Source organism: Aquabacterium sp. (genome assembly GCF_048860245.1).
Lineage (GTDB): Bacteria > Pseudomonadota > Gammaproteobacteria > Burkholderiales > Burkholderiaceae_C > Aquabacterium.
Genome location: NZ_JBLIZW010000080.1, coordinates 1 through 12,753, shown reverse-complemented (window position 1 = coordinate 12,753; position 12,753 = coordinate 1). Strand labels below are relative to the sequence as shown.

Annotated in this window: 12 protein-coding genes; 9 read left to right on the top strand and 3 right to left on the bottom strand. The window is 59.8% G+C overall.

Annotated elements, in window-relative coordinates:
- Window positions 1–29 precede the first annotated feature (29 nt).
- Both ACMV18_RS09385 and ACMV18_RS09380 read right to left on the bottom strand, forming a co-directional pair.
- Complete coding sequence (locus ACMV18_RS09385; protein WP_374259248.1) at window positions 30–956, bottom strand: PP2C family protein-serine/threonine phosphatase; 927 nt, start codon at window positions 954–956, stop codon at window positions 30–32.
- Window positions 953–1,921, bottom strand: a complete 969-nt coding sequence (locus ACMV18_RS09380; protein ID WP_420817618.1) for a serine/threonine protein kinase — start codon at window positions 1,919–1,921, stop codon at window positions 953–955. Before ACMV18_RS09380 ends, ACMV18_RS09385 begins: the two co-directional genes overlap by 4 nt.
- A gap of 30 nt (window positions 1,922–1,951) precedes the next feature.
- Between ACMV18_RS09380 and ACMV18_RS09375 the strand changes: the two genes are divergently transcribed.
- The 4 genes from ACMV18_RS09375 to ACMV18_RS09360 all read left to right on the top strand — a co-directional run bounded on the left by ACMV18_RS09375 (window position 1,952) and on the right by ACMV18_RS09360 (window position 6,105).
- On the top strand, window positions 1,952–2,890 hold the full coding sequence (locus tag ACMV18_RS09375) for a YicC/YloC family endoribonuclease (protein WP_374259127.1): 939 nt from the start codon (window positions 1,952–1,954) through the stop codon (window positions 2,888–2,890).
- A gap of 13 nt (window positions 2,891–2,903) precedes the next feature.
- Entirely contained in the window at window positions 2,904–3,524 is a 621-nt protein-coding gene (gene gmk, locus ACMV18_RS09370; RefSeq protein ID WP_374259126.1) for a guanylate kinase, read from the top strand.
- A gap of 31 nt (window positions 3,525–3,555) precedes the next feature.
- A complete protein-coding gene (rpoZ, locus tag ACMV18_RS09365) occupies window positions 3,556–3,759 on the top strand; it encodes a DNA-directed RNA polymerase subunit omega (protein WP_374259125.1) in 204 nt (67 codons plus the stop codon).
- Window positions 3,760–3,900: 141 nt separating this feature from the next.
- A complete protein-coding gene (locus ACMV18_RS09360; protein WP_420817617.1) occupies window positions 3,901–6,105 on the top strand; it encodes a RelA/SpoT family protein in 2,205 nt (734 codons plus the stop codon).
- 6 nt (window positions 6,106–6,111) lie between these two features.
- Here ACMV18_RS09360 and greB read toward each other — a convergent pair whose 3' ends face one another.
- Entirely contained in the window at window positions 6,112–6,675 is a 564-nt protein-coding gene (gene greB, locus ACMV18_RS09355) for a transcription elongation factor GreB (RefSeq protein WP_374259123.1), read from the bottom strand.
- 183 nt (window positions 6,676–6,858) lie between these two features.
- On the opposite strand from greB, the gene ACMV18_RS09350 reads away from it, so the two are divergent.
- The 5 genes from ACMV18_RS09350 to ACMV18_RS09330 are packed head-to-tail and all read left to right on the top strand — an operon-like array spanning window position 6,859 to window position 12,552.
- The gene (locus ACMV18_RS09350; RefSeq protein ID WP_420817616.1) at window positions 6,859–7,545 is read left to right on the top strand and encodes an excisionase family DNA-binding protein; all 687 of its coding nucleotides are present in this window, start codon (window positions 6,859–6,861) and stop codon (window positions 7,543–7,545) included.
- On the top strand, window positions 7,542–8,645 hold the full coding sequence (locus ACMV18_RS09345) for an ATP-binding protein (protein WP_420817615.1): 1,104 nt from the start codon (window positions 7,542–7,544) through the stop codon (window positions 8,643–8,645). The genes ACMV18_RS09350 and ACMV18_RS09345 overlap by 4 nt, the downstream gene beginning before the upstream one ends.
- A gap of 32 nt (window positions 8,646–8,677) precedes the next feature.
- A complete protein-coding gene (locus ACMV18_RS09340; RefSeq protein ID WP_420817614.1) occupies window positions 8,678–9,055 on the top strand; it encodes a response regulator transcription factor in 378 nt (125 codons plus the stop codon).
- Between the two features lie 10 nt (window positions 9,056–9,065).
- Window positions 9,066–11,813, top strand: coding sequence for a PAS domain-containing sensor histidine kinase (locus tag ACMV18_RS09335; RefSeq protein WP_420817613.1), 2,748 nt, complete (start codon window positions 9,066–9,068; stop codon window positions 11,811–11,813).
- A gap of 10 nt (window positions 11,814–11,823) precedes the next feature.
- Window positions 11,824–12,552, top strand: a complete 729-nt coding sequence (locus tag ACMV18_RS09330; RefSeq protein WP_420817612.1) for a TVP38/TMEM64 family protein — start codon at window positions 11,824–11,826, stop codon at window positions 12,550–12,552.
- Window positions 12,553–12,753 lie beyond the last annotated feature (201 nt).

Sequence of the window (12,753 nt, the reverse complement as noted above, 5' to 3'; positions counted from 1 at the left end):
GTCGAGGGTGTGTATTGTGGCGCGGACGCTCAGTTCTTGCGGGCTGCGTTGGCAGAGCGCCGGATGGCTTCGTTGATTTCGCGGATAGAGCGTTCGATTTCGGCCTCGTCCAGGTCGTCGGCCAAGTCGTCCACCTCCGCGCCGCCGCCCACGCTTGCCTGGATGGTGGAGGCAAAGACCTCGTCACCCAGCGATTCGGTCGAAACGCTGGGGCGTTCGTCCTCGGCGGACTCCCACTCCATGGCGATGATGCTGACGTTGTCGCACTTCGGGCCGCCATTGCGCAGGGCAATTTCCACCAACTCGGGGACCGAGTCGGAGATCGAATGGGTGGCCAGATGGCTTGTGATGACGTCGTCTTCTGTGGTGCCCCACAGACCGTCGGAGCACAGCAAGATGCGGTCGCCTTCCTGCAGCAGCAGGGGGCCAGCCGTGTCGATCACGGGGCGGCCGGGGCTGCCCAGGCAGGTGAACAACACGTTGCGGTTGTAGCGGTCATTCAGTGGCACGACCGACGACAGGGTTTGTTGCAGCTCGGAGTACGAGTGGTCACGCGTGCGGGCAATCAGCTTGTCGCCTCGAACAAAGTACAGGCGAGAGTCACCGCAGTGCGCCCAGTACGCCGCGTTGCCCTGCAGGATGCAGGCCACGATGGTGGTGCGCGGGTTGTCGATCAGACCCTTCTCGCTGGCGTAGCGCAGCAATTGATGATGACCGGCCATGATGGCTTCCTGCAGGAAGCGAATGGGGTCAGCCAAGTCAGGTCGGGCGTCACGCTGAAACAGCGCCGCCATGGTCTGCAGCGCCAACTGCGATGCCATTTCGCCTTCAGGGTGGCCACCCATGCCGTCGGCCAGGGCAAACAGGCCGGCGTCCCGCGTGTAGCAATAGCCCATGCGGTCTTCATTTTTTTCGCGGCCACCTTTGCGGCTGATCTGGTAGACGGAGAACCTCATGCTTTGGATCCGGATTTGAGGTTTTCAAGCTGAAGCTTGACGCGTTCAGCAAAGGTCAGTTTGGAGTAGCGGCGTTCGGTTTCACGGGCCAGCTCCTTTTGCAGCGCAAAGACGCTTTGGGGCCGGGCCAGCGGGTCGAGCGACATGCACCACTCTGTCACTTCGATCAGGTTATCCGAATAGACGTTCCGCAGTCGAGACAGCGATAGCCCTAAGCGGTCTTTTTCGAGGCGCTGAGGGGCATCGTTGGGTGGATAGCCCTGCATGCAGGCGTAAATGCAGGCGCCAATGGCGTAGATGTCGGTCCAGGGGCCCAGGGAGCCGTCGCGGCGGTACATCTCGGGGGCCGCGAAGCCGGGGGTGTACATGGGCCGGATGAAGTTGCCTTCCTTGGACAGCACCTCGCGAGCCGCCCCAAAGTCCAGCAAGACAGCCTTGTTCTCGTTGGTGATGAAAATGTTGGCGGGCTTGATGTCCAAGTGCAGCATCTTGTACTGGTGGACGATGCGCAAGCCGCGCAGGATTTCATCAAACAGGCTGCGAATGGTGGACTCGCGGAACACCTTGTCTCGCTTGAGATCCCGTGCCGTGACGATGAAGTCCTGAAGGGTGTCCCCCTGCAGGTAGTTCATCACCATGTAAACGGTTTCGTTTTCCCGGAAGAAGTTCAGCACAGACACCACGCTGGGGTGCGCGATCTGGGCCAGCGAGCGGCCCTCTTCAAAGAAGCTTTTGAGACCGAGGCGGTAAAGCGGCTGTTTGTCGGGCTTGACGCGAGGGATGAGTTCGCCCGGTGCCCGTTCCGCCAGCGAAGCGGGCAAATATTCTTTCAGCGCTACCAGCCGCTTGTCGGGGTCTTCGGCGAGGTAAACCACCCCAAAACCGCCTGCCGCGATCTTCTTGACGACCTGGTATCCGCCCACGACGGTGCCCGGGGGCAACGGGGCGGGTTTCGGCTTTGACATAATCGGGTTTTGTCTGGTGTCAAGGTATTTATGTCAGTCTACTCTATGACCGGCTTTGCCGCGGCGGTGTCGTCGGCTCTCGACCACGTCAGTGAAAACACCGAAGACGCGGAGGCGTCGAATGCGTCACGCAAGACCGCTTCGGGCGCGGTCGGTGCGGAATTGCGCTCCGTCAACAGTCGTTTTCTGGATCTGAGCTTCAAGTTGGCCGACGAGTTCCGGGGGCTGGAGCCAGCGTTGCGCGAGATGCTGACGGCCTCGTTCAAGCGCGGCAAGATCGAATTCCGTCTGCAGCCCCAGCGAGCTTCGGACGCAGGCTGGCCTCAGCCCCAACCTGATCAGCTGCACACGCTGGCGCGCCTGGAAGGCACGGTTCAGAACTGGTTGCCCAAGGCAGCGCCCTTGTCGGTGAACGAGGTGCTCAACTGGTGTCGTGCTGCAGCCCCTTCCGTGCGGTTGGAGGATGCGGCGCTGGAGGCGGCTCGCCAATGCGTGGAAGCGCTGAAGGAAGCACGCCAGCGCGAGGGCTCGCGTCTGGTGGCGGTGTTGCAAGACAAGCTCAAAGGCTTGAAAGCATTGGCCGAGCAAGCGACACCCCTGGTGCCTGCGGCGGTGCAACGTCAACAAGAACGTTTTGTTCAGAAATATCAGGAAGCCTTGCAGGCAGTCGGCGGTTCCGTCACGCCGGAGGCGGCCCAAGAGCGTGCCTTGAGCGAAGCTGCGGCCTACGCGCTGCGCATTGATGTGGACGAGGAACTGCAACGCCTCAAGGCCCACCTGGACGAGATTGGCCGCTTGCTGAAGAAGGGCGGGGAGGTTGGCAAGCGCCTCGACTTCCTGATTCAAGAATTACACCGTGAAGCAAATACGCTGGGGTCCAAGGCGGCTGCGCTGGAATTGACCCAGATCTCGGTTGACATGAAAGTGTTGATCGAGCAAATGCGTGAGCAGGTTCAGAACATCGAATAAAGGAAACCTTGCCATGGAATATCCCGGCAATCTTTTTGTGGTGTCAGCGCCCAGTGGCACTGGCAAGTCCAGCCTGGTGAAGGCCTTGTTGGAGTTGGATTCGCACCTGCAAGTCAGCGTGTCGCACACGACCCGCTCGCCTCGCGGTCAAGAGCAGCATGGCCGCGAGTACTGGTTCACGGCCATGGAAGAGTTCCAGTCCATGATCGCCCGTGGCGACTTCTTCGAGTACGCGGAGGTGCATGGCAACTTCTATGGCACCTCGCGCCAGGCGATTGAGGAGCGCATCAAAGGCGGTGAAGACGTCGTGCTGGAGATCGACTGGCAGGGGGCGCTGCAGATCAAGAAGATCTTCCCGACGGCCATCCTGATCTTCATCCTGCCGCCCAGCTATGAAGAGTTGCTGCAGCGCCTGAATCGCCGGGGAGAAGACTCGGCCGACGTGATCGAGGTGCGGATGCAGAATGCTCGGATCGAGGTCGCACAGGCCCAACATTTCGACTTTGTGGTGATCAATGCCCTGTTTGAGACGGCTTTGTTCGACTTGAAGGCAATTGTTCACGCGCAGAGGTTAAAATACGCAGCTCAGCGCCGGAACAAGTCCACCGTGTTCCAGGCCCTCAATCTGGTCTGATTTCGATCACGACACCTACGGAGCGTCCACCATGGCCCGCATCACTGTTGAAGACTGCCTGCAAAAGATCCCTAACCGCTTCCAGCTCGTGCTCGCTGCCACCTACCGTGCTCGCATGCTGAGCCAAGGTCACACCCCGAAGATTGAATCGCGCAACAAGCCCAGCGTGACCGCCCTGCGCGAAATCGCTGCAGGTCAAGTTGGCGTGGAAATGCTGCGCAAGGTTCCGACCTGATCTTTCTTGGGGTAAGCTGCTGTTGCGCAGTTTTGCTTCCAACGCGATCTGGCACAAAGGCCCGTTGAAAAACGGGCCTTTGCCATTTATCTGATCATTTTGTGCGTATGCGGTTTGGCGCTTCCGCGCTAAAGTCTGCCCATGACCCTGGCTCACGATGCTGCTGCGGCTTCTTTTGCCGCGCTGACCCACAAGCTTGATTACCTTGACGAGGCGGACATTCGCCGCGTGCGAGATGCCTACCGGTTTGCCGACGAAGCCCACTTGGGGCAGTTCCGGGCCAGTGGCGAGCCTTACATCACCCACCCCATCGCGGTGGCGGGCCTGTGCGCCGACTGGAAGCTGGACGCGCAGGCCATCATGGCGGCGCTCATGCACGACGCCATGGAAGACTGTGGCGTCACCAAAATTGAGCTGATCGAGCGCTTTGGTGCGCCCACGGCCGAGATCGTCGATGGCCTGACCAAGCTGGACAAGCTGCATTTCTCGACCAAAGAGGAGTCGCAAGCCGAGTCCTTCCGCAAGATGCTGTTGGCCATGGCGCGCGATGTGCGCGTCATCCTGATCAAGCTGGCCGACCGCCTGCACAACATGCGCACCATGGCGGCCATGGTGGCCCACAAACGTGCCCGCATCGCCCGCGAGACGCTGGACATTTATGTGCCGATTGCGCACCGTCTGGGGCTGAATCAAACCTATCGCGAACTGCAGGAACTCTCGTTCCAATACATCAATCCCTGGCGTTACGCGGTGCTGGCCAAAGCGGTCAAGCGCACGCGAGGCAACCGCCGAGATCTGGTGGAGCGCATCCGCAAGGAAGTGGAAGTGGCCTTTGGCGAGGCCGATATGCAGGTCGAGGTGTATGGCCGTGAGAAGACCATCTTCTCGATCTACAACAAGATGATTGAAAAGGGCCTGAGCTTTGCCCAGGTCAGCGACATCTTTGGCTTCCGCATCGTGGCGCGCGAACTGCTCGACTGCTATCGCGCGCTGGGCGTGCTGCATCAGTTGTACAAGCCGCTGCCGGGCCGCTTCAAAGACTACATCGCCATTCCCAAGCCGAATGGCTACCAGTCCTTGCACACCACGCTGATCAACCCGGTGGGGACGGCAGTGGAATTCCAGATTCGCTCGCAAGCCATGCACACCGTGGCCGAGAAGGGCATCGCCGCACACTGGATGTACAAGGAGCATGAGGATGCGGGCGAGGCTTCACCTCAGCAAGGTGCGGTGTGGCTGCAGTCCTTGATCGACATCCAGCATGAGACGCGCGATTCGGCCGAGTTCCTTGAACACCTGAAGATCGACTTGTTCCCTGAGTCGGTCTATGTGCTGACGCCCAAGTCTCGCATTGTGGCGCTGCCCAAGGGCGCGACGCCGGTGGACTTTGCGTACGCCATCCACTCGCGCGTGGGCGACCATTGCGCGTCGGCCAAGGTCAATGGCGCGCCGGTGGCACTGCGCACCGAACTCCGCAGCGGGGACGTGGTCGAGATCGTGACCGCGCAGGGGGCGCGCCCCAACCCTGCCTGGCTGAACTTTGTGCGCACCGGCCGGGCCCGTTCCAAGATTCGCCACTACCTCAAGAACATGGAGGCGGAAGAGTCTTTGGCCTTGGGCGAGAAGCTGCTGACGCAGGCTTTGCGTGCCGAAGGCTTGTCGCTGCCGCCTGGCAATGAAGATTCTGAAGGTGACACGGGCGTGCTGTGGCAGACCTTGATTCGCTGGGGCGGCAACCGCAGCCGTGACGAATTGCTGGTGGACATTGGCTTGGGGCGCAAGATTGCGCAGATGGTCGCCAAGCGGCTGGCGCAGATGCGAGCCGAGTCGGGCGAACGGCCGGACGCCGTGACCTTGACACTGGGGCGTTTCGAGGCCGATGTGCCGCATCAGGCCGCCGTGGTGATCGATGGTAACGAAGGCGCCACCGTGCGCCTGGCACCGTGCTGTTGTCCGGTGCCGGGCGACCGCATCGCCGGTTACCTGGGGCGTGGCGAGGGCATGGTGGTCCACACGCACGAGTGCGGTGTGGGCCGTCGCTTGTTCGAGCGTGACCGTGAACGCTGGATCGACGTGAGCTGGTCGGATGAGCCAGCCCGCATGTTCGAAACCGTCATCAAGGTTCTGGTGACCAATGGCAAGGGCGTGCTGGCCCAGGTGGCGGCGGCGGTCAGCAGCGCCGAAACCGACATCACCCACATCGAAATGGGTGATGAGCGCCTGGGTGAGACGGCCGAGCTGAAGTTGCGCCTGGAAGTGCGTGACACGGATCACTTGTCTGAGGTGATCCGCACGCTCAAGCGTTGCGCCGTGGTGCTCAACGCGCAGCGCGTGGTGCCGCACTGACGCGTGTCAGTGCGACGTGGCAGGCTTGGGGTAGCTGACCTGGATGATTTCCAGGCGCTCCAGGCCACCGGGGGCCATGAATTGCACTTCGTCGCCCTCACGTGACTTGAGCAGGGCGCGGGCGATCGGCGAAATCCAGCTGACTTCGCCTTTGAGGTTGTCGACCTCGTCAATGCCCTTGATCGTGACCGTGCGTTCCACGCCAGCCTGGTTTTCGTAGGTCACCGTGGCACCAAAGAACACCTGATCGTTGCCGTGATGCAGGCTGGGGTCGGCCACTTCGGCGATGTCCAGGCGTTTGGTCAGGAAACGGATGCGTCGGTCGATTTCGCGCAGGCGCTTTTTGCCGTACAGGTAGTCACCGTTTTCAGAGCGGTCGCCATTGGAGGCGGCCCAATGCACGATTTCCACCACCTTGGGACGTTCGCTGTCGATCAGGTTGATCAATTCATTGCGCAAACGTTGGTATCCCTCGGGGGTGATGTAGTTCTTGCTGCCGGCGGGCAAGGGCGGCAAGGCCAGATCGTCCTCGTCGTCACCTGCAGATTCCTTGGTAAACGCTTTGCTCATGGTGCGCGATTGTGCCGAATCTAAAGCCGATCAGAAAGTGGCGATGACAGGGTGAATAGTTCACATATCTCTCTGATTTAACGGAACATGCGTGACATTTCCTGAAATCAAAGCGAAAAAAATGAAACGACTGACCGATATGCCGTACAACGCGTAAATCCATTGCTCGCAAGGATGTGAGGTATGTCAGACGTGATTCCTCTGGGCCCCGGCTCCCGCATGATGACCACCCGAGAAGCGGCCAAGCGCTTGGGGGTTTCATTGCGCACGGTGCAACTGTGGGTGGAGGCAGACATCTTGCCCGCAGCGAAGACGCCTGGCGGGCATCGCCGCATTCCGTTTACAGCGGTGGAGGCGCTTGCGATCAGTACCGGGCTGGGTGATGTTCAGCAGGACAAGCCCCGTGCCGGTAAGCGCGAATTGCTGGCAATGCGGCAGCAACAACTGTCGACATCGGATGATCGTGCGCCCATCGATGTCCTGCTGGTCGCCGACGAAAGTGGCTGGATTGACCGCTGCGAGGACGCCTTGGCTGTTTTTGGTGATGCGGTGTCGGTACGTCGCGCCGAAACCGGTTATCTGGCCTTGATTCAGGTGGGGCAAAAGGCGCCGGATATTTTGATCACCACGCTGGCCCTGCATGGCATGGACGGCATGGAAATGCTGCGGACACTGGAGCGCTGTGAATCCATGGCCCACATGCGGATCATGTTGTTGACCGATCTGAACAGCGAGGCGTTGGCGACCAAGGGTGGTGTCCCCGAGCGGGTTGAGCTGGTGGGGGCGCCGTTTACGCCAGAAGATATTGCAGCTAGGGTAGGGCGGAGTTTGCTCGGGCAGCCGTTGACCAAGATGGGATATTCATCATGAACGAGGCATTCCGATTACTGTTCGACCAAGTCAAAAGTGGCGTGGTCTGGGTTGAGCGCAACGGCATTGTTCGGTACGCCAACAAGGCGGCCGTGCAGATGACGCCGGTCATGCTCGGGCAACAGATGATGGACCCCGTGGCAGAGCGGACGGTCAAGGCAGCAGGTCAGAACATGCTGCAGTTGCCGTTTCAGTTTGAATTGACCACGCAGGAAGCCCATCCAGACTCGATTCGGGCGGTGGTCATCAAGGCGCCGGTTGGCAATGACCTGATGGTGGTCATGAACAACGTGTCTGAAGAACGCTGGTATTCACAGGCCCTCGAGAACCTGATTGGGTACATCGAAGCCGAGATGGAAGCCCCCATCAATCTGTTGGCGGATCGCTTGCCAACGGTCATCAGCATTGCGCAGAAGCAGCAGCCCACCCCCGAGTTGGTCGAGTTGGTGCAAAACGCCAAAGATTTGTCGCAAAAGCTGGGTAAGTTGCGGGATCTGGTGTCGATCTTCGGGCAAAGCTCGATCGTTCGAGAAGAACGCATCATGCTGCCTGATCTGCTCAGGGCCGCATTGGCGGAGGTCATGCCCTTGGCCACTGCCCGCAACATCACCGTGGCCACAGAGGGGATTCAGGGCGAGTTGCCCGCCATTTACGGCAGCACCCATTGGCTCAGCAAAGCACTGTCAGAGTATCTGGAACAGTCCATTCGCAGCGCGCGGAGTGGTGGTTTGATCGAGCTGTCGGTTCACGCCGTGGGCACCCGCGTCATGGTCCGGGCCAGCAACAAAGGGCTCTTTGTGTCCAACCACGAGCGTCGGAGTGCTTTTGCACCCTTTGGTGTTGGCGATACGGCCAAGCCCAGCGACGCACGCAAGGGCATCGGCCTGGCGCTGAGTCAACGCATTCTGGAAGAGCACGGTGGCTCAGTCCGCATTGAAGATGATTTTGATGGTGTCGATTTCGTGCTGGAAATCCCTGCTGGCGCACCGGCATCCCAAGATGCTCAACTGTCTGTAGAGCAAGCGCAACGCTACGCAAGAGACATGGCGCAACTGATGGCGCGCAGCATGAGCAAGCGCGTCAAGCTCGATGAGAAATGAGCCTTGCGCATCACTGATAAAAGGAGACCAATATGGCTCACCGCATTTTGATCGTTGAAGATCAACCTGATATTTGCAAACTCATTCGGATGACGCTCGAATTCGGTGACTTCGAGATTCATGAAGCACACGATGGCGAGTCCGGGCTGAACATGGTCCGCGCCATCATACCCGACGTCGTTCTGCTGGATGTGATGATGCCTGGCTTGCTGGACGGCTACCAAGTTTGCGATCGCATCAAGAAAGATCCGGTGCTTCAAAAGATCCGCGTGGTCATGCTGACCGCACGGGGTCAGGCGACCGATCTGGCCGCTGGCGAGGCCGTTGGGGCTGATGCCTACCTGGTGAAACCGTTTAGCCCTTTGGAGTTGATCGAGCGCGTCGAAAACCTGGTCTCGGCGTCAGCCTGAGGGGCCAGCCATGACCGCGCCAGATCCGGTGCAACCCGTCACTCGGGTACAGGGTCTGCTGGAGCATGTCTTCGGCAGCTGGACGCCTCGTCGTGTCGTCGCGGTCATCGTTTTGCTCGCGACAATGCTGACCGCAGGCGGACTTGTCGCGGTCTATCGATTGGAGTCCTGGCGCAACCAGCAGGAGTTCCTGGCTGAGGCGACGCACATGCAGGAGCAGGTGCAGTACCGCTTGCAGCAGCGCCGAGCCTTGCTGTCAGCGGTGCGTCAATGGGTCTTGGCGATGCCTGCCCCGCGGGCCGAAACGCTGACGGTGTGGCCGGAAGCGGGTTCAGCGTGGTTGCCCAGGCACGTCAAGACGGTGGATGCTTTGCTCCAAAGCTTGGCCTTGGAGGCCGATCCTGACCAGGTGGCTGCACTCGCAGCCTGTCTGCGCGCAGCAGATGCGGCGCATCGGTGGCAACTCTGCCAACTTGGATCTGCGGCGCAGGAACCCCATTGGGTGTTGGTCGAGGCGCTCTGGGAGTCGAGAAGCGGTTGGGTGGTGACTGCGCTCATGCCCGCCGCTGAGCCATGGCGCCCACATAGCGATGGGCATTTCTGGGAGATGCAGAGTGTCCTGACGTCGACCGATGCCGCCCCAGTCTGGCCGGAGGCCTTGGCAGCGAACGCCACGCATCGGATAGCGTTGCCCATCACGCTGGACGGGCGCGCATGGTCTTTGAAAGTCGCAGGGGGACTGCGCCAACTCACCACCGTGGAGTACTTGTATCGTCATGCGGCGGTTTGGCTCGCGTTGGTCGTGATGGTCATTGCTGCATTGGTGGCCATGCAGGGCTACCTCATGCTGATTTCCACACGTCGCCGAGCAAGTGGCGCCCGTAAACAGATGGATGCCGCGCTGCAAAAAGAGCAGACACGTCGCGCTGCAGTCATGGATGCTGCGCCGGATGCGATCGTGATGGTGGACAGTCAAGGCAAGATCACATGGTGCAACGTCGCCACGGTGAGCATTTTTGGTCGCCCGAGTGACGCGCTGATGGGGTTACCGATTGCAGACACTTTGTTGCCGGCTCTGGCTGCAACATCGTTGGATCAGTGGTTTGACGAACATGGCTTCTCCAACCGGGTCATTGGCCTGGATACCGTCGGGCAGCGGGCGGAAGGAACGGTCTTTCCTGTGGCCTTGTCCGCTGCGCGCATCTTTCTGGATGGCGAGCAGATCTATTCGTTCATCGTGCGTGATACGACCGATGCGAAGTGGGCCGAGCAAGAGCTGGCGTTGCGCGACCGTGCCTTGGCCTCATCCAGTGATGGCGTCATCATCGTCTCCATGACCTTGCCCAGTCATCCCATCATCTATGCCAATTCGGGGTTTGAGCAAATCACGGGGTATGAAGTGCATGAGGTGCTTGGCCTCAACCCCAGATTCCTTCACGGCACCGATGCCGATCAGCCAGGGCTGACTGTTTTGCGCCAGGCCATCAAAGAGGGGCGTCGCGCGCAAGCTGTCATGCGCAATTACCGAAAGAACGGTTCTCTGTACTACATTGAGTTGTCGATTTCACCGGTCTTGAATCAAGAGGGCGTACTGACACACTTCATCGGCATCCAGGCCGATATCTCTGATCGCGTGGCCGCCGAGCAAGTGCTGCGGTTGCGCACCGAGCGTTTGAATGCGGTGTTTGATCTGAGCCCTGACGGCTTTGTGGTGCTGGACAAGCGGGGTGAGGTCACCATTGTCAATCCGGCCTTCGAAGCCATGACAGGGATGTCGGCAGCGGACATGGTGGGGCAATCGCGCGATGTCTTTGAAGATCAGCTGATGAGTCAGTGTCAGTCCAGAGAAGACGAAACCTCCGACTCGGACAAGGATGCCGATGGCAACGCCTACACCACCCGAGAGTTGTTGCACTTGCACACGCCGTGTCAAAGAACACTGGTGCGCCGCATCCGGCAGGGCGGGTCGCACGATGAAACCGTCATGTATTTCCGTGACGTGACGCATGAGCGCGAAGTCGATCGCATGAAGAGCGAGTTCCTCGCGATGGCGGCGCACGAGCTGCGCACCCCCATGGTGAGCATCTTTGGCTTCACGGAATTGCTGTTGAAGCGGCAGTTCAAGGACGAGCACCGAAAGGACATGCTCGAAACGATTCACCGGCAGGCGTCCATCCTGATCAACCTGGTGAACGAGCTGCTTGATCTGGCGCGGATTGAGGCCAGACGCGGCAAAGATTTCAATCGATCCCGACAAGCCCTGCAGGGGGTGATTGAACAGGCTCTGGGGGCCTTGCTGGTGAACAACGACGACCGCAAGGTCAAGGTCACGTTGCCTGAAGAGCCACTCATGCTGGATGTGGACCGATCGAAGCTGTCACAGGCACTGACCAACGTCCTCTCGAATGCTTACAAGTACTCCCCAAATGGCGGTGAGATTTCATTGGACGTTTTGTGTCGACGCCGTGGGACTCAAGCAGAAGTGGGCATTCGCGTCGAAGACCACGGCATGGGCATGACCGAGGCGCAATTGGCCAAAGTGTTTGAACGCTTCTTCCGCGCCGACACCTCGGGCAACATTCCAGGCACCGGTCTGGGGATGACCATCGTGAAGGAAATCATCGAACTTCATGGTGGCGAAGTGGTGGTCGACAGCACATTCGGACAAGGGACCACGGTCACCATGTGGCTGCCCATGAAGCACCTTGGAAGCTTGCCCGAACAAATCAAAGTGGACGAAGTCGTTCCGCTGGTCTGACGGTTTGCGCGTGCATTCCCTCACCGTTTTCTTGAACAAGAAGGGCCTTTCTTGGGGGCGACTCTTGTTGATGGCGGGCTACCTTGGTGTCCTGGCCTTGCTGTATGGGGCCTGGCAAACACCCGCAGGCAAGTTGCTGATGAGCGCACCGGTCTTGGCTCAAATTGGGCGGGAGGTGTTGGCGCTGCCGTTCGGGCAATGCTATGTGATGGCAGGCTTCACGGTGGCCACAGCCTTTGGTGTGCCCGTGCTGATCTTGCTGCCCGCGGGGGCATTAGTATTTGGCGCGTGGCCCGGTTCGGCGTATGCCTTATTCGGCGTCATGGGCGGCGCTGTGGTCACATGGGCGGTGGGACGTTATGTCGCAGCTGGCGTGGTTGAGTGCTTGCTTGCATCGCGCATGGACCTGCTCCAACGGCACCTCCGTCGCCGAGGGGTGTTGACCATTGCCTTGATCAGACTGGTGCCTGTGGCCCCATTTCTGATGATCAATTTGGTGGCGGGTGCATTGCGGGTCCGCCTGTCTGCCTACGTTGTGGGAACGTTTCTCGGGTTGTTGCCGGCGACGGTCGGGGTGTCTGCGCTCATTCGCATCCTGGGGATGCATCCACTCCAGATGCAGACCGCAGCGCTGATCTTCGGATCGTTGGCGGTCATGTGCCTGACGGGGTGGCGATGGTTGGGGCGCCATCGTTCGACGCGCAGCAAACGCGCCCCACGCACCGACGTTCAGGGCTAAGCCGGATAAGTTTGGCGCATTAGGTTCAATGTCGCTCGTTATCCCCTAGGTGCTCCTTCCTAAGCACTTTCCTCGCCCTTTATCAGGGTGGATTCCAAGGCCATGCGCTTGGCTGTTGAATCACGAGCAAAACTGAGCCACTAAAGGGCGTCCGTCACGTCCAATTTTGAGCCACGTTATCCACCTACCCTGCTGCTTTTT